Below are 19,335 nucleotides of genomic sequence, written 5' to 3'. Positions count from 1 at the left end.
AATTGGGGGGCGGGTTAGTCAAGCGGAGACGGGAACTCCAATCCTCCCCCGCCAGGGGGAGGTGGCTGGCACTTGCCAGACGGAGGGGGGAGGAAAGGACAACGGTTGTTGCTTGTGCCTCCCCCCTCCGTCACTTTCGGCGACACCTCCCCCTGGCGGGGAGGATCAGGAAGTCAGAACGGCTTAACGATCACCAGCACGACGATCAGCGTCACCGCCAGCGCAGGCACCTCGTTGAGCATCCGCAACTGCTTACCCGCCAACGTCGGCTTCCCCGAGGCGAGCTTCTTCGCATAGCCGACCGCCCAGCCGTGATATCCCGTCAGCAGGAACACCAGAGCGAGCTTCAGGTGCAGCCACCCCAGCCCCGGCGCGCCGTCCGCCAGCCCAAGGTTCAACGCCAGCGCGATCCCCAGCACCCAGACGACGATCATCGCCGGCGTCAGGATGATGTGGCGGATCTTGCTCTCGCGCTCGACCCAGTTCGCCGCCTCGCTCGTGTTGCCCGCCGCCAGCGCCTCCTGATGATACACGAGGTACCGCGGCAGCATGAACAGCCCCGCCATCCAGAAGATCACGAAGATCAGATGCGCCGCCTTCACCCAGTCATACGCAGCGCCGAGAAATCCGCTCATGTCGTGCTCCTTACGCGGGCGATCAGCTGCTCGACATGCGCGATGGGCGTGTCGGGCAGGATGCCGTGGCCGAGATTGAAGACGTGCGGACGCTCGACGAACGCCGCCAGGATCCGGTCGATCGCCGCGTCGAGATCCGCCCCGCCCGCGATCAGCGCCAGCGGATCGAGGTTGCCCTGCACCGGCATGTCCGCCGGCAGCGAGGCGTGCGCCCAAACCGGATCGACCGTCTCGTCCAGCCCGATCGCATCGACGCCGGTCTCGCGCGCGTAAGCCGGAAGCTTGCCCCCCTGCCCCCTTCGGAAAGCCGATGATCGGCACGCCGGGGCAACGCGCGTGCAGGCGCTCGACGATCGACGCGGTCGGCGCGACCACCCAGCGCTCGAACTGTGCGGGTGACAGCGAGCCCGACCAGCTGTCGAATAGCTGCACCACGTCGACGCCCGCCCCGACCTGCCGCGCGAGATACTCGACGGTGTTGTCAGCGATCGCGTCGATGATCGCACCAAATGCCTCCGGGTCGCGATACGCGAAACGCCGGGTCTCCGACTGATCCTTGCTCCCCTTCCCCGCCACCATATAGGTTGCGACCGTCCAGGGAGACCCCGCAAAGCCCAGGAACGTCGTCTCGGGCGGCAAGGCAGCGGCGACCTTCGCTACGGTGCCGTAGACCGGCTCCAGCCGCCCCATCACCGGCTGCAATCGATCGAGCGCATGATCGACCAGCGCCGGCTCGAGCCGTGGCCCCTCGCCGACCCCGAAGCTCAGATCCTGCCCGAGCGCCCACGGGATCATCAGGATGTCCGAGAACAGGATCGAGCCGTCGAACCGGAACCGGCGGATCGGCTGCAGTGTCACTTCGGCTGCGGCTTCGGGATCGGTCGCGAGTGCAAGGAAGCCGCCCTTCTCCGCGCGGAGTTCGCGATACTCCGGAAGATACCGCCCCGCCTGCCGCATGAGCCACAGCGGCGGCACGGCCTGACGCTCCCCGCGAAGGGTCGCCAGGAGCGGCTTGAAGGCAGGCGTATTGGGGGTCGGATCGGTCAGCGGAGCACCCTTCTTCTACTATAAGAAGATTCTAGAAATAGGTTGTTGCAGTGGTTGGGCGGTTGAACCCGGGACTTATGCGGTGATCCCGGAAATGCCAACAGCTTGACCCCTTGGCACGCCCACAAACGCGCTGATTCGATTCAAGGCTCCCCGTTACCCACAGCCTGTGGATAAATTCCGCCCCTGTGCGCGGGCGTGTGGATAGAATGGGTGTTATCCACGGCACACCGGTCGCTTGGCGAGGGGGATGAGTTACGCTAGCCCTTCTCCCCATGTTATCCACAGATTCACGCCCAGGGACCCCGTCGCTGGGGACAAAATGCCGATGATCCGGCTCCACCTTCACCTGCTGTCGGACTCGACCGGCGAGACGCTGGAGAACATCGCGAAGGCGGCGTTGGCGCAATATGACGACGTCGAGACGGTCCGCCACTTCTGGCCGATGGTCCGCACCGAAGCGCATCTCGAACGCATCCTCCAGGAGATCGCGCAGAACCCGGGGCTGGTGGTGTTCACGCTGGTGAACCCCGCGACGCGGCGCATCCTGGAGCAAAGGTGCCTTGCGCTCGGGCTGCCTGCGGTGGCGCCGCTAGACCCCGTGAACGACGCACTTTCCGGGTTGCTCGGGCAGCAGGCGAAGGCACGGCCGGGCCGCCAGCACGTCCTCGATGCGGCCTATTTCGCGCGCGTCGATGCTATCCAGTGGACGATCGCGCATGACGACGGGATCGCCTCGGAAGAATGGGAAGAGGCCGATATCGTCCTGGCGGGCGTATCGCGTTCATCGAAGACGCCCACCTCGATCTATCTCGCCAACCGCGGCTACAAGACCGCGAACATCCCGATCGTCGTGGAAAGCCCACCACCCCTGAACCTCTACAAGCTCGCCAACCCGCTGATCGTCGGCCTCACGACCAGTGCGGACCGGCTGATCCAGGTCCGCCGCAACCGCCTGCTGTCGCTCAACCAACAGCCCGACACGTCGTATGTCGAGGAAGAAGCGGTGATGCGCGAACTCGCCTTCGCGCGCCGGATGTTCGCCGACAATGGCTGGCCGGTGATCGACGTCACCAGGCGCTCGATCGAGGAAACCGCGGCGGCGATCATCGCCTTGTGCAACCAACGCCGCGCCGACGCCGCTCCGAAGGTCGAATCATGAGCCTGATCCTCGCCTCGCAAAGCGTCTCGCGTCGCGCGATGCTGACCGCCGCCGGCGTACCGTTCGAGGCGACCTTCGCCGGTGTCGACGAGGATGCGGCCAAGGCAGCGCTACGCGACCTGACCCCGCGCGATCTCGCCGATGCGTTGGCCGAACTGAAGGCACTCAAGGTATCCGCGCGGATGCCCGGCTATCTCGTCCTCGGCAGTGACTCGCTGGTCGCGCTGGAAGACGGCAGCATCCTCGACAAGCCCGTCGACCGCGCCGACGCGGCGGCACACCTGCGGCTGATGTCCGGTAAGCGCCACGACCTCTGGAGCGCCGCGGTCGTCGCCGAGAACGGCCAGGCGATCTGGCGCCATGTCGAGCGCGCGAAGATGCACGTTCGCCCGCTGTCCGACGCGTTCATCGAAACCTATCTCGACGCCGGAATGGCCCGCGATCTCGGGCTGCGTCGGCTGCTACCGCATCGAAGGTCCCGGCGCGCAGCTGTTCGCCAAGATCGAGGGCAGCCAGTTCACGGTACTCGGCATGCCGCTGCTCAACGTCCTCGACTTCCTCCGCGTGCGCGGCGAGCTGCCGGCGTAATCTAAAAACGGGAGGGCGCACGTAATCCTCCCCCGCCAGGGGGAGGTGGCTGGCTCTTGCCAGACGGAGGGGGAGGCATGCGAAACCCGCGTTCCGTGTCCTCCCCCTCCGTCACCTTCGGCGACACCTCCCCCTTGCGGGGGAGGATTGAATGGACCGTCGCACATGGCAATCCGCCCGAGCTAGACTAAATCCCGTTCACCCGCAAAGACGGGTGCCCAGACTGGATCCCCGCCTTCGCGGGGAACACGGAGCTTCGAATGACCCGTCCCTATGCAGAAGTGATCGGCGATCCGATCGCACAGTCGAAATCGCCGCTGATCCATGGTTTCTGGCTCGAAGCGCTCAGGATCGACGCCGAGTATCGCCACAAACACGTCACTGCCGACGAACTCCCCGCCTACTTCGCCGAGCGGAAAGCCGACCCAGCCTGGCGCGGCTGCAACATCACGATGCCGCATAAGCTCGCCGCACTCGACCACGTCTCCGATCCCGGCAACGTCCGCGGAACGATCGGCGCGATCAACACCGTGTTCCGCAACCAGGCGGGCGACTGCATCGGCACCAACACCGACGCTGCCGGTTTCTGGGCACCGATCGACGATCTCGACATCGCCGGCCAGCCCGTCACGGTGATCGGCGCAGGCGGTGCTGCCCGCGCGATCCTGTTCGCACTGTCGCGAATGGGCGTCGGCCCCGTCACCATCCTCAACCGCAATCCGCTCAAGGGCGCTGCTTTGCTGTCGACCTTCGGCCTCAAGGGTCAGGCGCTCCCGATCGGCCCTGCCGCACCGCCCTCGCGACTGCTCGTCAACGCCAGCGTACTCGGCATGGCCGGCCAGCCTCCCCTCGATATCGATCTCGGCGCGCTCGAACCCGACTCGCTGGTCTACGACATCGTCTACTCCCCCGCTCGAAACCGGTCTGCTCAAAACGGCACGCGCGCGCGATCTCGAAACCGTCGATGGCTTGGAGATGCTGATCGGGCAAGCCGCCGTCGCGTTCGAGATATTGTTCCACGTGGAACCACCGCGCGATCGCGACGACGAACTCCGCGCGTTGCTGATGAAATGATCATCGGCCTCACCGGCTCGATCGGCATGGGCAAGTCGGCCGTCGCCGCGATGTTCGCTGACGAAGCCGTTCCCGTGTTCGACGCCGACGCGACCGTCCACCGCTTGCAAGGTGTCGGCGGGCGACTGGTCCCCGCGATCGAAACCGCCTTCCCCGGTACTACAACCAACGGCGCAGTCGATCGCGCGAAACTCGGCGCGGCGGTCTTTGGCGATGACGCCGCGATCAAGCGCCTTGAAGCAATCGTCCACCCCGCCGTCGGCGAAGAACGCGCCGCCTTCCTCGCCCAGCACGCCGGCGAGCGAGTCGTCTTCGACGTCCCCCTGCTGTTCGAGACCGGCGGCGATCGCAATGTCGACGTGATCGTCGTCGTCTCCGCCGCCCCCGACGTCCAACGCGCCCGCGTCCTCGCCCGCCCGGGCATGAGCGCGGAGAAGTTCGCCGCGATCCTCGCGCGCCAGACTCCCGACGCCGAGAAACGGGCCCGCGCCGATCACGTCATCAACACCGACACCAGCTTCGACGCAACACGCGCGCAAGTCCGGGCGGTGCTTGCATCCTTGGAAATCTGAGCCGATACCATCGGGATGCGTGAGATCGTCTTCGATACCGAAACCACCGGGCTCAGTTTTTCCGGCGGCGACCGCATGGTCGAAATCGGCTGCGTCGAGATGCTCAACCGGGTCGAGACCGGTCGCACCTTCCACGCCTATTACCACCCCGAGCGCGACATGCCGGTCGAGGCGTTCAACGTCCACGGGTTGAGCGCGCAGTTCCTCTCCGACAAGCCGAAGTTCGCCGACGCGGTCGAGGACCTGCTCGAATTCGTCGGCGACGCGCCGATGATCGCGCACAATGCCGGCTTCGACTTCTCGTTCCTCAACGGCGAGCTGACCAAGTGCGGCCGCCAGATCATCCACATGAAGCGGATGGTCGACACGCTGCAGATCGCGCGCAGCCGCCACCCCGGCGCCAAGCATTCGCTCGACGCACTCTGCTCGCGCTTCGGCATCGATCGCAGCCACCGCGTCCTGCACGGCGCGCTGCTCGACGCGCAGTTGCTCGCGCAGGTCTATGTCGAGCTGATGGGCGGTCGCCAGATCGGTCTCGGCCTGCTCGGCGATACCGGCAGCACCGCGTCGACTCCGATCGTCGCACAGCCGCCTCGGGTCGTTCGCCCTGCCCGCGTTTTCGCGGTGAGCGAGGGAGACCTTGCGGCCCATGCTGCGTTTATGAAGGGGATCAAGGATCCGATCTGGGGGGGCCGTGGCGTCCGGATGACGCTGGCAGGGCGGAGCCAATAGGACCGCCCGAAGACTGTAACGCCGTTAAGGAGACGACAATGGATATCCGGATTTCTGGTCATCAGGTTGACACTGGCGAAGCACTCAACAGCCACGTGGAAGACCGACTCCAGGGTATCGCCGACAAGTATTTCTCGCGCGCCATCTCGGCGGAAGTCACGTTCGGCAAGGGCCCGCACGACGCCGGCTTCAAATGCGACATCGTCTCGCACGTGATGAAGGGCCTCGTAATCAAGGGGCATGGCGATGCGTATGATGCGCGCGCCGCGTTCGATGCCGCCGCCGCCAAGATCGAGACTCAGCTCCGCCGCTACATGCGCCGCCTGAAGGATCGCCATGCCGGCGAAGCGGTCGCGATTGCCGAGAGCAATGGCTATGACAATGCCGGCTACACGCTGTTCCAGGAAAGCATCGAGGAAGACGATGTCGCGGACGCACCGCTGATCATCGCCGAGACGCGCGTCGATATCCCCGAGGCCAGCGTGTCTGACGCGGTGATGATGCTCGATCTGCGCAACACCGCCGCGTTGCTCTTCATGAATGCGGGCACCGGCGCGCACAACATGGTCTACCGTCGCGGCGATGGCACGATCGGTTGGGTCGAGCCACAGCGAGCAGCCGGCCACCCCGGCCCAATAAAGAAGGGTCCATAAAGGCGCGGGTCTCAAGGCCGCGCCTTTACGCCCCCGTGCAACCCGCTAAGGCGGACGCGCGCGGGGGCGCTTGAGACATTGAACACCATGACCGATTTCAGTGACATGCTGCGTCCCGACGCAGTGCAGACGGGCGTGATCGCCAAAAACAAGAAGGCAGTGTTCCAGCATCTCGCCACGGTCGCGTCTGAGATACTCGATGCAGACCCCAAGATGATCGCCGACCGGTTGGCTGCGCGCGAGAAGCTCGGCTCGACCGGATTCGGCGGCGGCGTCGCGATCCCGCACGCCAAGCTCGAAGGGCTCGCGCAGGTAACCGGCGTGTTCGCGCGGCTGGCAGAGCCTGTCGATTTCCAGGCGGTCGACGATCTCCCCGTCGATCTCGTCTTCATGCTGCTCTCCCCCACCGATGCCGGCGCGGTCCATCTGAAGGCGCTTGCCCGCGTCTCGCGACGCCTGCGCGACAAGGCATTCCTCGAGAAGCTGCGCGGCGGGGGTTCGCCCGACGCGGTCTACGCGCTGTTCACCGCCGACGAGGTCCGCGATGCAGCCTGAGTCGGCCGCTAGCTCAGCAGGCGCAGACGCGCATTTCCGCGCACTAGAGTCTCTCTACGCCCAAGCCCCGATCAATCGCTTCTTCGACTCCTCACTCGAAATCCCCGAAGCCGGCGTCGCGCGCATCCATTTCACGATCGACGAGCGCCACTACCACGCCGGCGGCGCCGCGCACGGCACGAGCTATTTCAAGATGCTCGACGACGCCGCTTTCTACGCCTGCAACAGCCTGGTGACCGACCGCTTCCTGCTCACCACCGCGTTCAACCTGCTGCTCACGCGCCCGCTGAAGATCGGTCCCGTGATCGCCGAGGGACGCTGGATCAGCGGCAAGCGACGCGTGTTCGTCGCGGACGCCCGGCTGATCGACGCGGACGGCGAAGAAGCGGCAAGAGGCACCGGCACGTTCATGCGCTCGCGGATCGCGCTCGCCGGCCTCCCCGGCTACCGCAGCGCAGCATGAGCGAACGTCTTCCCAGCGGAATCCTGGTCAGCGCTTTGCTGCGGCGCGTCAACGACGCCGGCGGCTTCGGTGCGGTAATGGCGAAAGGCGACCCCCAAGGCGGCGCGATCCTCGTCATCGCGGTCGACAAGGGCGCCCCTCCCCGCCTGCTGGAACGCAACATCGGTCCCGACGGCCGGACCGCGCTGATCGACTCCACCCCGCTCGAAGATCTCGACGGATATTGGCGTCGGCGCCGCGCAAGCGACCCGGATCTCTGGGTAATCGAGGTGGACATCGCAGCGGCGGAACGGTTCGCCGCTGAAACGATCCTCGACGATTGACTCGAAAGCCCCCCCAATAGAGGGGAATTGCAACATTGATTGGCGTTGTGCTGGGACGGGTGCGATCCGGATCAGTTACGCAGTCGGGGGGATGCCTGGACGATCGGCTCGTACGATTGCTTCCGCGGTCCAACCGCATCTGAATAAGTTTGAATGACGATTCTTCAGCGGGCTGCGACGATCGCGGTCATGACCTTCTCTCTCGCCGGCCTGCTCGGCAACAGCGCTCCCGGTCAGGCAACCGGTATCGATCGCTCGACCACCAATCTCACTGCTCTCGCCAATCTAAACGCGCTCTCGCCGCAGAATGTTCCGCAGATCGCTCCAGTTGCCACCACCGTCGCACCTGTCGAGACGAACGCCGAGAACACCGCAGTCAGCCCTGCCGTCGCAGAAGCCGAAGAATTCGACACGCTCGCCCAGGCCGTTGCCGCGCAGGATAGCGCCGCCGCCGACGAAGCGCTCCAGTGCCTTGCCGGCGCGATCTATTTCGAATCCAAGGGTGAGCCGCTGACCGGTCAGCTCGCGGTCGCCGAAGTCATCATCAATCGCGCCAAGTCGGGTCGTTTCCCCGCCAACGTCTGCGCCGTCGTCAAGCAGCGCGGCCAGTTCAGCTTCGTGCGCGGTGGCCAGATCCCCAACATCAACGCCGGCACCGCCTACCGCACCGCGATTGCCGTCGCCAAGGTCGCCCTCGCCGACGCGTGGAACAGCCCGGCCGACAAGGCGCTTTACTTCAACACCCCCGATCGCCGCCCCAGCGTTCGCGCGATCAAGGTCGCCTCGATCGGCAACCACATCTTCTATCGCTGATATCCCCGCGATATCGCTGAAGTCCGACCCCGTCCCGCACCCAGCGGGGCGGGGTTTTTCATATGCTATCGCAGCACCCGCGACGCCAACCCCGCGCAATCCGCATCGCTAGCCGTCGGACCCTGCTTGCCGGTGATCGCCCGGCCGATCGCCTTGAAGATATTCCCCACGGATTTCACCTCCGGCGGGATCGTCACGTGCGGCTGCTGGATCGTCCCGGTCATGTACGCCGACCCCGGCAACTGCAGCAGCGCATGTTGTTTAGGCGCGCCACTCAGCCGGATGTCGATCGCTTCGGATGGAAACACGACGCTCCCCTGCCCGTGCAGTTGGCTGGCGGTCGTATCGACGATCATCGGATCGACGCGCCCGCGCCCCCGCGTCACGTCGAGTTTCACCACCACGCAGCGCAAGCCCGCGCGCTCGCCGTCCTTCGCCAGCAACGCGCGCGCCGCATCGAACCCCAGCGCCGCCGCGATCCCCTGCGGCAACTGCCCGTCCCGCGCGACGAACCCGATGCTGCCATCGGCGTTCCCCACTGCCGCCCGGATCGTCTCGCCCGGCCCCTTCAGCCGCACCCGCGCGCTCACATTCCCGCTGAAGTCGCCGCGCCCGCCCGCCAGCGCCTGCACGCTGCTACCCCGCAACCGCAGGTCGATCGCGACGGTCGGCGTCTTGCGATCGCCCCGCTGGTCGACCGTGACCTTGCCGGTAACGGTTCCCTGCGGCAGCCTCGCGACCAGTTGGTCCAGCGTCAGCAGCTGGTGATCGATCGCGATCGTCCCCTTGGCCGACACGATCGGCGACTTGCCCTTCGCGGCGACGATATGCTGGATGCGGAACCCGAACTCGGCATCCGTGCTGTCGATCTTGCCGATGTCGATCCGCGTATTCGGCACCAGCCTCGGCCCGATCGCCCGCTCCAGCGCCGCCCCCCTTCGCCTGCGCCTCGTCCGACGACAGGTCCGCGAAGTCGAACTGGCGCGAGACGATGTCGCCGTTCACCTTGCTCCGTCCGTCCCGCTTGTCGACCGTCACATGCCCAGCGAAATCGGACCGCCCGACCACGCCCTTCAGCTGCGTGATCGCCCATTTCGGCGCATCGTGGCGGACGTGCGCGCTGAACGACACCGGCTGCGTCCGGAACAGCCCCTGCCTCGATCACCGCATCGATCAGCTTCAGGTCGGTCGCGCGCGCCGTTACGTCGAGCGTCATCGCATCGGTATCGAGCGGCCGGTCCATCACGCCCTTCGCCGAGATCGACAGCTTGTCCCCGTCGATCGACGCGGTGAACGGCCAAGACTTGCCCTGCGATCGCTCGATCGACGGCCCCGAGACGGCGATCCGCACCGCCGCACCACGCACGGTGCCGGTGCCGTTCGCACGGATGCCCGTAACCGGATCGGACGAGAATTGCGCGGTGATCTGACGCCCCTGCTTGGCATCGCGGTACGAGATCACGCTGTCGCGAATGACGAGACCCTGCAGGTCGTTCGAACTGCCGCCGCTCTTGGCCTTGCCCGGCCGATCCCAGTTGGTCCGCCCCTGCTTGTCACGCACCAGCGCCAGGTACAGCCCGGACGCCTTCACGTCGCGCGGCCCGAACCCGCCCTTCAACAGCGACAGCGCGGAGAAGGTCGCCTCCGCCTCGCGCAACCGCACGAAATCGCCCGTCCCGGCCCAAGTCGCCTGCGGAATACGAACCTGCGTGATGCGGATCGTCGGCGAGAAACCGAACCCGTCGACGCGCTCGATCCCGCCGATCGTCACCGGCCGCCCGAAGCGCGCGGTCAACTGCCGCTCTATCACGCCTTTCAGCGATCCCCAGGGGAACACGGCGAGCCCGATTATGACCGTGGCCATCACGGCCACGACGACGATGCCGGTGACTTTCACCCAGCGCTTGGCGACCCATGTTCTCATCTACTGCGGCGACGCGTCGAAACGAGAAACGTTCCGCAAGCGTCAGGACCGCTGCCGCAGAATGACCGTGGCGCGTAGGGCTCGTTAGACCCGCACGCTCTTCGGCGCCAACCGGCGGATATCGAGGACGTCGACCTGCGCAAGCATCACCGCGCCCAGCGCCTTGTCACCGGTCTCGACCAATATGCCCTCATGCGTCGCGCGCACCGTCCGCCACGATACCTCGCGCACTGTCAGGGTCTTGCCGATCCGCTTCACCGCAGCGACACGCCCGTCGTCCGCGATCGCCAGCGCGCCCTGCCCGTCCGCTCCGACGACAGCACCAGCCACCGCAAACCCGCGAAGCTGCGCCTGCGCCGCGTCCGCCGCCTCTTCCGGTGTCTCGATCTTCACGACCCGCCGCATCCGCACGACCACCCAGGCGAGGCCCGCGAGCAGCAGCACAACGACGGCCACGATGCCGCCGACGATGGCAGGCGTCATCGCGGCCCTGCGAGCGCGTCCAGCATCGGTCGGATTCCGCGCAGGTCGTACCCGGCGTCCTCGGCCTGCGCGAGCAACAGGTTCGGGTTGCGCCCTGCCTTCGCCGCCGCCAGCGCCCACAGATTGCAGCTCCGCGTCCCCGACCGGCAATAGGCCAGCACGGGCCCGTCCGAATCCGTCAGCGCCTGCGTCATCGCGTCAATCTGCGGATGCGAGAACCCCGCATGCGTCACCGGAATCGAGACGTATTTCAGCCCGGCCGCTTCCGCGGCGGCGCGGATCGCATCACCCGAAGGCTGCCCCGCATCCTCGTCGTCAGGTCGGTTGTTGACGATCGTCTTGAACCCCGCCGCGGCGATTTCCGCGACTTGCTCGACCGCGATCTGTGGCGCGACCGAAATACTTTCGTTTATTTGCCGTATCATGCGGACTCGCGGATGACCTGGAGGAAGGCATCCCCATAGGCGTCGAGCTTGCGCGCGCCAATGCCTGATAACAGGCTCAACTCGGCACGCGACGCCGGCCGCTGCCGCGCAATGTCACGCAACACCGAATCGTGGAAGATCACATACGGCGGAACGCCCGCTTCCTTCGCCAGATCGCGCCGCCGCACGCGCAACGCCTCGAACAACGGATCGTCGACCGGGTTCGGCACAGCGCCAACCGCCCCCTTGCGCCGCCGCTCGCGCCTTCGGTGGCACGACGATCGAGACCGCCGCCTCGCCCTTGAGGATAGCCTTCGCCGCCGGTCCGAATTCGAGGCCGCCATGCGGATTGGTCCGCAGCGCATCCTTCAGCATCAGCGCGCGCGACACCGGCTTCAGCAACGCCACCTCGTCGCCCTCGACGATCCCGTACACCGACAGCGCCTCGTGCCCGTTCATCAGGCTACGCTCGCTGGACACGCCCGTCAGGATGCCCTCGATATACCCGACCCCGAACATCTGCCCGGTCCGAAACACCGCCGACAGGAACTTCCGCGCGGTCTCGGTCGCGTCGACCGCATCGACATTGCCGAGGCAATTGTCGCAGTTGCCGCAATCCTCCAGCCGCTCCTCGCCGAAATGCTTGAGCAGGATCCGCCGCCGGCACCCGGCCGTCTCGACCAGTCCGCCCATCGCGGTCAGCCGCTGCCGCTCGCCCGCCTGCCGCTCGCGGCTCGACCTCGCCGATCCGCTGCCGCGCGCGCGCGAAATCCTCCGCGCCCCAGAACAGATGCGCGATCGCCGGATCGCCGTCACGCCCCGCGCGCCCGGTCTCCTGATAATAGGCCTCGATCGATTTCGGCAGCCCGGCATGCGCCACGAACCGCACGTCGGGCTTGTCGATTCCCATCCCGAACGCGACCGTGGCGCAGATCACCATGTCCTCGCTCGCGACGAAATCCGCCTGGTTCTTCGCGCGCACCTGCGGATCGAGGCCCGCATGATACGCCCGCGTCGGCCGCCCACTCCGCCCCAGCGCCTCCGCCAGCTTCTCGGTCGCCGCCCGCGTCTGCGCGTAGACGATCCCCGGCCCCGGGATCTTCTCCAGGATGTCCGCGATCTGCCGGTTGACGTTGTCGCGCCCCGAAATCGCATAGCGGATGTTCGGCCGGTCGAACCCCGATACGATCAAACCCTCCTGCGAGATCCCCAACTGCTCGAGGATATCCGCGCGGGTATGCGCATCCGCAGTCGCCGTCAGCGCCAGCCGCGGCACGTCGGGAAAACTGTCGAGCAGAGGCCGCAGCAACCGATAGTCCGGCCGGAAATCATGCCCCCACTCGCTGACGCAATGCGCCTCGTCGATCGCGAACAAGCTGAGCTTGGCCTGACTCAGCAGGTTCCGAAAACTCTCATTCGAAGCCCGCTCCGGCGCGACATACAGCAGATCCAGATCGCCCGCCCGAAACCGCGCGATAGTCTCTTCACGATTGGTATCGACCGACGTCAAAGTCGCCGCCTTGATCCCAACGGCAGTAGCGGCCCGCAACTGGTCATGCATCAACGCGATCAGCGGCGACACGACCACGCACGTCCCCTCCAGCATTGTCGCCGGCAACTGATAACACAGCGACTTGCCCGCACCGGTCGGCATCACCGCCAATGTCCGCAGCCCCGCGAGCACCCGGTCGACGACATCGCGCTGCACGCCACGAAAATCAGGAAAGCCGAAGATGCGCTGGAGATCGGGAAGGGGGTCGAGTGCCATTGCCCCGGACCTAGGGTTCGTTCACCTTCCCCGCAATGCGTGATCGGTCGTAAGAGGCCGGTCGCGCCGCTTTGGCGACTCGATCGAAATCCGGCCAAGTTGTTCGGTCGCGGCATGGACCAGAGCGAAATCCCCGCACATCGTCGCATGTTCACTGGGGGAAATTGCATGGAACTGAACATCAGGCTGGCCGAGCTGCAAAAGCGGACGATCGAACACCGCGAAGTCCTGCTGACCGAAGAGGCCGCGAAGACCGCACTCGTCATGCCGTTCCTCCAGTCGCTCGGCTACGACGTGTTCAACCCGTCCGAGGTCGTCCCCGAATTCACCGCCGACATCGGCACCAAGAAGGGCGAGAAGGTCGACTACGCGATCTGCGCGGGCGGGAAAGTGTCAATCCTGATCGAGTGCAAGCCCTCGTCGGTCCAGCTCAACGTCAACCACGCCGGGCAATTGTTTCGCTATTTCAGCGTCACCGACGCGCGCCTCGCGGTACTGACCAACGGCGTCGTCTACCAATTCTATTCGGACATCGAGCGCCCGAACAAGATGGACGACAAGCCGTTCTTCACCTTCACGATGGACGCGATCAAGCCCGCCGACATCCGCACGCTCGAGAAGTTCACCAAGGCCGCGTTCGACATCGACAAGATCGTCCAGGAGGCCGGCAACCTCAAGACGCAGTCGCTGATCCGCCTCGAACTCGAAAAGGAGTTCGCCGAGCCCTCCGACGAGTTCGTCCGGATGATGGCGCAACGCGTCCATGGCGGGCGCCTGACGCCGGCGATCAAGGACGGGTTCGCCAAGCTGCTAGCGCCCGCGATCGCCGCGCTGATCCGCGATTTCGTCAACGAACGCCTGTCGTCCGCACTGAAGGCGTCGAGCCCGGTCGAGGACCTGCCGCCGGGCGTGTCCGACGACCCCTCCGACGGCGACGGCATCGTCACTACGCAGGAGGAGATTTCCGGCTTCCACATCATCCAGGCGATCGCCTCGCGGCTCGTCGACCCGAAACGCGTCATCGTCCGCGATGCGAAATCGTATTGCGCGATTTTGTTGGACGACAACAACCGCAAGACGATCGCGCGGATGCACTTCAACGGCATCACGACCAAGTATCTCGGCATGTTCGCCGGCAAGGACGAGACGCGTCATCTGCTGTCAGATTTGACGCACATCTACCAATATTCGGAAGCGATCGAGGCAAGGTTGCGCGAGCTGGATCCGGCGATCCCAGCATAGCGGCGACCCCCGCCCCCGCCCTCCTTCTTCCGTTCCCTCGCGAAAGCGGGGGCCCAGGATCAAGCAATGCCATCGCCCGTCATTCCTGGCCCCCCCGCGTTCGCAAGGGAACAGAAGCGTTAGTGCACTCCGCGCTACTCGCCGTTAGCGCTCCACCCGGCAACCAACCACCCACCCCGGCGGAGGCCGGGGCCCAATTGGAAAGGTGACAATGACGACTCGCTGCCGTCCGTCAGCAACGTCCCCCAATTGGGCCCCGGCCTTCGCCGGGGTGGCGTTTGACGGGGGAACACCCGAGTTCCAAGACGCTGTCGCCAATATTGTTTCCCCGCGAAGGCGGGGACCCAGGCTGGGCTCCCGCCTTCGCGGGAGAGCATCGAAGCGGAAGCTGCCGTTCGAATGCGGCCGCCGTACTTGCTTACGGGGTGAACGCCGAGCAACTTCGACGCGGCCGGGTCGTGGGCGCGCTCATGGCCAACGGGCACGTACGGCTGCGTAACCTACTCCGCCGCCAACGCCCCCCTCATCATCCCCGGCCCGCTCCTGCGCCTGCCGGTTCCACATCTCTGCATACACGCCACCCTGCCGCAGCAGCTCCGCGTGCGTGCCCTTCTCGACGATCCGCCCCGCCTCCAGCACGACGATCTGGTCCGCATGAACCACCGTGGACAGCCGGTGCGCGATCACGATCGTCGTGCGCCCGCGCTCGATCGCCTCCAGCGTGTCGAGGATCTCAGCCTCGGTCCGGCTATCCAGCGCGCTCGTTGCCTCGTCTAAAATCAAAATCGGCGGGTTCTTCAACAGCGTCCGCGCGATCGCCACGCGTTGCTTCTCGCCGCCCGACAGCTTCAACCCACGCTCGCCCACGCGCGTCTCATACCAAAGCGGCTGTCGCTCGATGAACCCGGCGATCGCCGCGCCCTTGGCCGCAACCTCGACTTCCGGCATCTCGGCCCCCTCGCGACCATAGGCGATATTATACCCGATCGTGTCGTTGAACAGCACCGTATCCTGCGGCACGATCCCGATCGCAGCGCGCAACGAAGCCTGCCGCACCTGCGCGATATCCTGCCCGTCGACGGTAATCCGCCCGCCCGTCAGGTCGTAAAACCGGTACAGCAACCGCGCGAGCGTCGACTTGCCCGCCCCCGACGGCCCGACCACGGCCAGTGTCGATCCGGCCGGCACGTCCAGCTCCAGGTCGCGCAAGATCGGCCGCCCAACGTCATACCCGAACGACACCCCCTCGAACCGCACATGCCCCGCGCTCACCGCCAGCGCAGGCGCACCCGGCGTATCGACCACGGTCGCGGGCGTATCGATCAGGTCGAACATCGCCGCCATGTCGAGCGCGCCCTGCCGGATCGTCCGGTACACCATACCCAGCAGGTCGAGCGGCCGGAACAGCTGCGCCAGCAGCGTCGACACGAACACCACGTCACCCGCCGACGCCTCGCCGCGGCTCCACCGCCACACGACGAACCCCATGCCCCCCGCCAGCATCACATTGGTGATCAGCGCCTGGCCGAGGTTCAGCCACGCGAGCGAATTCTCGCTCTTCACCGCCGCCTCGGAATACGCCGTGATCGCGCTGTCGTAGCGGCGCGCCTCGCGCTCCTCCGCGCCGAAATACTTGACCGTCTCGAAGTTCAGCAGCGAATCCACCGCATGCGCGACCGCGCCGGTATCGAGGTCGTTCATCCGCGCCCGCAGCGCATTGCGCCAGTCGGTCACCATCCGCGTGAACGCGATATAGCCGACCACCATCACGACCGTCGCGACGACCAGCGGCCAGCCGAACTTGGTCCAGAACAGCCCGAGCACCAGCACCAGTTCGAACACGGTCGGCGCGATATTGAACAGCAGGAAATACAGCATCGTGTCGATGCTCTTGGTCCCGCGCTCGACCACCTTGGTGACCGCACCCGTCCGCCGCGACAGATGGAAATCGAGGCTCAGCGCATGCAGATGGCGAAACACCTGCGCCGCCAGCCGCCGCGACGCGTCCTGCCCGACGCGCTCGAACACCGCATTGCGCAGATTGTCGAACAACGTCGTCCCGAACCGCGACGCCGCGTACCCGACCACCAGCAGCACGACGAGCGTCAGCGCCCCGCGATCGTTCCCTGCCATCCGGTCGACCGCGTATTTCAGCGTGAACGCGGCGCCGAAAACCTGGATCAGCTTCGACGCGATCACCAGCAGCATCGCGACGACGATCCGCGCCTTCAGCTTGGGCTGCCCCGCCGGCCACAGGAACGGCAGGAAACGGCGGAGCGTCGGCAGCAACGGCTGGTCCGCGCGGGTGGAGGTGTACGTATCAGGGGGCATGGATCGATGCGATGTAGGCGCAGTCAAGCCCCGGCGAAAGCAGTTGGGGGAACAATCCTGCCACTTCGTCGCTTTTGTTATCGTGTCCGATGTCGGCCACGTCGCCTGCCACCGCGATCCACTGGAGAATGAAATGGAACCGCTGTTCTACGTCATGGCCATCATGGGCTGCGGTGACGGCAACGTGAACTGCACCGAGGCGCGCGTGATCCCAGCGCGCTACGAGACGATGGCCCAGTGCCGCGCCGCACTCCCCGATCAGTTGGCGCAGAATACCGACGTTCCGTATCCGATGATCAGTGCGAACTGCCGGGCGCAAGGCCAGTTGATGGCGAAGGCCGGCAAGGCTAAGCTACAGGGCTAGACTGTTTCCCCGCGAAGGCGGGGACCCAGACTGCTCCCCCCTTCGCGGGAGACCAAGCTAGACGCCGGCAATCAGCGAGGCCGCGTCCACAGCCGAGCATCGCGCACAGTCCTTGGATACAGCGTATCCCGCCGAGCCGCTTCCCGCGCCGCCGTCACGATAAACCCCAGCTTCTGCATCCCCGACGTCGTCACCCGGTGATCCCACGCATGCTCACCCCGAGCCGCCACGGTCCGCCCGATCGCCCCATAGATCCCCGCCGCCGACAAGACCGCCCAGGCCGAACGGAACGACAGCGCCGGCGTCCCCTCCCGCGCGCTAGCCTCGAACGCCGCCGCCCGATCCGCCATCCGCTTCGTCAACACCGCGAGGCGCGAGCGGAACGGCGGCTTCATGTGCTGCCCAGGCGGAAAGTCCATCTCTACCAGCCAGTCCTCGGGCAGATAGCACCGCCCGACCCGGTCATCCTCCTCGACATCGCGCGCGATATTGGCGAGCTGGAACGCCATCCCCAGGTCGCATGCGCGATCGAGCGTATCCTCGTCGTCGGGATCGACGCCCATCGCGATCGCCATCATGCACCCGACGACACCCGCGACATGGTAGCAATATTTGTACAGGTCGTTCTCCGACCGCGGCCGCCACTCGCGCGCATCCAGCGCGAATCCCTCGACCAGATCACGCGCAAACCGCTTCGGCAGCCGGGTTTCGGCCGCAAAGATCCGCAGCGCATCGAACGCCGGCTCGCCGACCACTTCGCCCGCGAGCGCCTGCTCGGTCATCGCCGACAGCGCCACCAACCGCGCCGGAGCGTCGTCGACCACGGTCATGCCGTGCCCATGATCCCTGCCCATCCGCGATATCGTCACACCGACGGCACCACGCGTACAATAGCCAAGCCCGCTCGCGCGTAGGTTTGTCGAACAACAGGCTGGCAGCGGCAAAACTCTTCGACCCCCGCGAGATCGACTCATGCGCGGTAGCAACGATCGCCTCGCGCGAGGGCAGGGGGTGATTCACGTCATCATCTCGCACGATACCACCGTTATATGCGCCACCCCGGCGAAGGCCGGGGCCCAGTTGGGGGACATCAATTGGCTGGCGCTGCGCGTCGTTACTGCAACCTTCCCTACTGGGCCCCGGCCTCCGCCGGGGTGGCGGCGAACGTTGGGATGGCGGCTGGTGCTGGAGCGGGCCGTCAAGCTCACAAATCCGACGCGTTCATCCGCACGATCGGCTGCGTCGGCACGTGGCGCTCCATCCGGTCGAGCAGCACGTCCAGCGTATCCGCCACGATCAGCAGATCCCGGTGCTGCGGCCGCAAAAACCAACCTCGCCCATCTTCTCCCAGAACGCGATCAGGTGATCATAATACCCAGCCGTATTGAGCAACCCGACCGGATCCGCATGATACCCAAGCTGCGCCCAGCTCAGCGCCTCCCACAGCTCGTCCATAGTCCCCGTCCCACCCGGGATCGTCACGAACCCGTCGGAGAGATCGGTAAACATCTGCTTGCGCTGATGCATGCCGCTGACGACGTGCAACTCGGTAAGCCCCCGGTGCGCGACCTCCGCATCGACCAGCGCCTGCGGAATGACGCCGATCACCTCGCCGCCGCCCTCAAGCGCCCCATCCGCGATCGCACCCATGAGCCCGGTCCGCCCGCCGCCATAAACGAGGCCAATCCCCCGCTCGGCAAAAGCCAATCCCAGCGCCCGAGCGCCCTCGATATAGACAGGATCAGCCGGCGTCGCCGACCCGCAATACACAGCAAGACGTTTCATGTGCCCGCGTTAGGGGATGTGATACCCCGTCACAAGCAGGTACCCGGCTCGAGTATTTAGGTGCCGCCGCGATCGCGGCACCCGCATACTATCTCAGCACTGGCTCCGACAAAAATCACCGGCCTTCTCGGCGGCAAAATTGCAGACCGTGCTCGCAGGCCAAGGCAGGAGGCTACATGCGGCCTGGGCGGCCTGCTGCGCGATAGAGCAGGCCGTCGTGCAGGCGTTGCCGCCGTTTGCCTCCAGGGGCGTTTCGCCGACCTCGACCGTCTGTCCGTCGAAATTCTTGCCGATGATGTCGCGGATCTTCTGCTGCTCGTTGCTGCTGATTCCGTTCCAGTCCACGCTCTTGACAGTAATAGCCATGATGCATCCCCTCTGTTGCTGACCGAAATC

Annotated in this window: 16 protein-coding genes and 6 pseudogenes; 12 read left to right on the top strand and 10 right to left on the bottom strand. The window is 65.8% G+C overall.

Annotation, left to right across the window (positions count from 1 at the left end):
• Positions 1-173 precede the first annotated feature (173 nt).
• Together NHF48_RS14525 and hemE are read right to left on the bottom strand one after the other, a co-directional pair.
• Entirely contained in the window at positions 174-635 is a 462-nt protein-coding gene (locus NHF48_RS14525) for a CopD family protein (protein ID WP_253071495.1), read from the bottom strand.
• A pseudogene (gene hemE, locus NHF48_RS14520) lies at positions 632-1,592 on the bottom strand (uroporphyrinogen decarboxylase). The gene NHF48_RS14525 and the pseudogene hemE overlap by 4 nt, the downstream one beginning before the upstream one ends.
• Positions 1,593-2,010: 418 nt before the next feature.
• On the opposite strand from hemE, the gene NHF48_RS14515 reads away from it, so the two are divergent.
• The 10 genes and pseudogenes from NHF48_RS14515 to NHF48_RS14470 all read left to right on the top strand — a co-directional run bounded on the left by NHF48_RS14515 (position 2,011) and on the right by NHF48_RS14470 (position 8,617).
• A complete protein-coding gene (locus tag NHF48_RS14515) occupies positions 2,011-2,844 on the top strand; it encodes a pyruvate, water dikinase regulatory protein (protein WP_056488303.1) in 834 nt (277 codons plus the stop codon).
• A pseudogene (locus NHF48_RS14510) lies at positions 2,841-3,432 on the top strand (Maf family protein). The gene NHF48_RS14515 and the pseudogene NHF48_RS14510 overlap by 4 nt, the downstream one beginning before the upstream one ends.
• Positions 3,433-3,692: 260 nt before the next feature.
• Positions 3,693-4,506, top strand: a pseudogene (locus tag NHF48_RS14505) (shikimate dehydrogenase family protein).
• Positions 4,503-5,078, top strand: coding sequence for a dephospho-CoA kinase (coaE, locus tag NHF48_RS14500; RefSeq protein WP_253072441.1), 576 nt, complete (start codon positions 4,503-4,505; stop codon positions 5,076-5,078). Before NHF48_RS14505 ends, coaE begins: the two are co-directional and overlap by 4 nt.
• 15 nt (positions 5,079-5,093) lie before the next feature.
• Entirely contained in the window at positions 5,094-5,810 is a 717-nt protein-coding gene (dnaQ, locus tag NHF48_RS14495; protein ID WP_253071494.1) for a DNA polymerase III subunit epsilon, read from the top strand.
• A gap of 38 nt (positions 5,811-5,848) precedes the next feature.
• Positions 5,849-6,463: a ribosome hibernation-promoting factor, HPF/YfiA family gene (gene hpf / locus NHF48_RS14490; protein WP_253071493.1), complete on the top strand. Its 615-nt coding sequence runs from the start codon at positions 5,849-5,851 to the stop codon at positions 6,461-6,463.
• A gap of 87 nt (positions 6,464-6,550) precedes the next feature.
• Entirely contained in the window at positions 6,551-7,018 is a 468-nt protein-coding gene (locus NHF48_RS14485) for a PTS sugar transporter subunit IIA (RefSeq protein WP_056064361.1), read from the top strand.
• The gene (locus tag NHF48_RS14480; protein ID WP_253071492.1) at positions 7,008-7,481 is read left to right on the top strand and encodes a PaaI family thioesterase; all 474 of its coding nucleotides are present in this window, start codon (positions 7,008-7,010) and stop codon (positions 7,479-7,481) included. The genes NHF48_RS14485 and NHF48_RS14480 overlap by 11 nt, the downstream gene beginning before the upstream one ends.
• Positions 7,478-7,804, top strand: a complete 327-nt coding sequence (locus tag NHF48_RS14475; protein ID WP_253071491.1) for a DUF1491 family protein — start codon at positions 7,478-7,480, stop codon at positions 7,802-7,804. Before NHF48_RS14480 ends, NHF48_RS14475 begins: the two co-directional genes overlap by 4 nt.
• A 153-nt stretch (positions 7,805-7,957) precedes the next feature.
• Positions 7,958-8,617, top strand: coding sequence for a cell wall hydrolase (locus NHF48_RS14470; RefSeq protein ID WP_107964314.1), 660 nt, complete (start codon positions 7,958-7,960; stop codon positions 8,615-8,617).
• 754 nt (positions 8,618-9,371) lie between these two features.
• On the opposite strand, the gene NHF48_RS14460 is transcribed toward NHF48_RS14470, so the two are convergent.
• The 4 genes and pseudogenes from NHF48_RS14460 to recQ form a co-directional block, all read right to left on the bottom strand.
• Positions 9,372-10,541: an AsmA family protein gene (locus NHF48_RS14460; RefSeq protein ID WP_253071490.1), complete on the bottom strand. Its 1,170-nt coding sequence runs from the start codon at positions 10,539-10,541 to the stop codon at positions 9,372-9,374.
• 84 nt (positions 10,542-10,625) lie between these two features.
• On the bottom strand, positions 10,626-11,024 hold the full coding sequence (locus tag NHF48_RS14455) for a hypothetical protein (protein ID WP_056064374.1): 399 nt from the start codon (positions 11,022-11,024) through the stop codon (positions 10,626-10,628).
• Positions 11,021-11,449, bottom strand: coding sequence for a TIGR01244 family sulfur transferase (locus NHF48_RS14450; RefSeq protein WP_056064377.1), 429 nt, complete (start codon positions 11,447-11,449; stop codon positions 11,021-11,023). Before NHF48_RS14450 ends, NHF48_RS14455 begins: the two co-directional genes overlap by 4 nt.
• Positions 11,446-13,217 (bottom strand): annotated as a pseudogene (recQ, locus tag NHF48_RS14445) (DNA helicase RecQ). The gene NHF48_RS14450 and the pseudogene recQ overlap by 4 nt, the downstream one beginning before the upstream one ends.
• A 39-nt stretch (positions 13,218-13,256) precedes the next feature.
• On the opposite strand from recQ, the gene NHF48_RS14440 reads away from it, so the two are divergent.
• Positions 13,257-14,459: a type I restriction endonuclease gene (locus NHF48_RS14440; RefSeq protein ID WP_263816899.1), complete on the top strand. Its 1,203-nt coding sequence runs from the start codon at positions 13,257-13,259 to the stop codon at positions 14,457-14,459.
• Between the two features lie 468 nt (positions 14,460-14,927).
• On the opposite strand, the gene NHF48_RS14435 is transcribed toward NHF48_RS14440, so the two are convergent.
• Complete coding sequence (locus NHF48_RS14435; protein ID WP_253071488.1) at positions 14,928-16,790, bottom strand: ABCB family ABC transporter ATP-binding protein/permease; 1,863 nt, start codon at positions 16,788-16,790, stop codon at positions 14,928-14,930.
• 133 nt (positions 16,791-16,923) lie between these two features.
• On the opposite strand from NHF48_RS14435, the gene NHF48_RS14430 reads away from it, so the two are divergent.
• Positions 16,924-17,154, top strand: a complete 231-nt coding sequence (locus NHF48_RS14430; RefSeq protein WP_253072439.1) for a hypothetical protein — start codon at positions 16,924-16,926, stop codon at positions 17,152-17,154.
• A 71-nt stretch (positions 17,155-17,225) separates the two neighbouring features.
• Here the strand turns inward: NHF48_RS14430 and NHF48_RS14425 are convergent.
• The 3 genes and pseudogenes from NHF48_RS14425 to NHF48_RS14415 all read right to left on the bottom strand — a co-directional run bounded on the left by NHF48_RS14425 (position 17,226) and on the right by NHF48_RS14415 (position 19,305).
• A pseudogene (locus tag NHF48_RS14425) lies at positions 17,226-18,174 on the bottom strand (phytoene/squalene synthase family protein).
• Positions 18,175-18,358: 184 nt separating this feature from the next.
• Positions 18,359-18,939: pseudogene (locus NHF48_RS14420) on the bottom strand (LOG family protein).
• 93 nt (positions 18,940-19,032) lie between these two features.
• Positions 19,033-19,305 (bottom strand): hypothetical protein, encoded by a 273-nt coding sequence (locus NHF48_RS14415; RefSeq protein WP_253071487.1) that lies wholly within the window; start codon positions 19,303-19,305, stop codon positions 19,033-19,035.
• Positions 19,306-19,335 lie beyond the last annotated feature (30 nt).

This window comes from Sphingomonas sp. H160509 (genome assembly GCF_024124765.2).
Lineage (GTDB): Bacteria > Pseudomonadota > Alphaproteobacteria > Sphingomonadales > Sphingomonadaceae > Sphingomonas.
The sequence above is the reverse complement of the archived record's forward strand: the minus strand, read 5'-3'. Positions and strand labels throughout refer to the sequence as shown.

Bases quoted from the DNA above. Each gene is read 5' to 3' on its own strand.
- NHF48_RS14430 (WP_253072439.1), top strand. From the start codon at position 16,924: ATGGAACCGCTGTTCTACGTCATGGCCATCATGGGCTGCGGTGACGGC.
- NHF48_RS14460 (WP_253071490.1), bottom strand. From the start codon at position 10,541: ATGAGAACATGGGTCGCCAAGCGCTGGGTGAAAGTCACCGGCATCGTC.
- coaE (WP_253072441.1), top strand. From the start codon at position 4,503: ATGATCATCGGCCTCACCGGCTCGATCGGCATGGGCAAGTCGGCCGTC.
- NHF48_RS14480 (WP_253071492.1), top strand. From the start codon at position 7,008: ATGCAGCCTGAGTCGGCCGCTAGCTCAGCAGGCGCAGACGCGCATTTC.
- hpf (WP_253071493.1), top strand. From the start codon at position 5,849: ATGGATATCCGGATTTCTGGTCATCAGGTTGACACTGGCGAAGCACTC.
- NHF48_RS14470 (WP_107964314.1), top strand. From the start codon at position 7,958: ATGACGATTCTTCAGCGGGCTGCGACGATCGCGGTCATGACCTTCTCT.
- NHF48_RS14435 (WP_253071488.1), bottom strand. From the start codon at position 16,790: ATGCCCCCTGATACGTACACCTCCACCCGCGCGGACCAGCCGTTGCTG.
- NHF48_RS14455 (WP_056064374.1), bottom strand. From the start codon at position 11,024: ATGACGCCTGCCATCGTCGGCGGCATCGTGGCCGTCGTTGTGCTGCTG.
- dnaQ (WP_253071494.1), top strand. From the start codon at position 5,094: ATGCGTGAGATCGTCTTCGATACCGAAACCACCGGGCTCAGTTTTTCC.
- NHF48_RS14485 (WP_056064361.1), top strand. From the start codon at position 6,551: ATGACCGATTTCAGTGACATGCTGCGTCCCGACGCAGTGCAGACGGGC.
- NHF48_RS14515 (WP_056488303.1), top strand. From the start codon at position 2,011: ATGATCCGGCTCCACCTTCACCTGCTGTCGGACTCGACCGGCGAGACG.
- NHF48_RS14475 (WP_253071491.1), top strand. From the start codon at position 7,478: ATGAGCGAACGTCTTCCCAGCGGAATCCTGGTCAGCGCTTTGCTGCGG.
- NHF48_RS14525 (WP_253071495.1), bottom strand. From the start codon at position 635: ATGAGCGGATTTCTCGGCGCTGCGTATGACTGGGTGAAGGCGGCGCAT.
- NHF48_RS14415 (WP_253071487.1), bottom strand. From the start codon at position 19,305: ATGGCTATTACTGTCAAGAGCGTGGACTGGAACGGAATCAGCAGCAAC.
- NHF48_RS14450 (WP_056064377.1), bottom strand. From the start codon at position 11,449: ATGATACGGCAAATAAACGAAAGTATTTCGGTCGCGCCACAGATCGCG.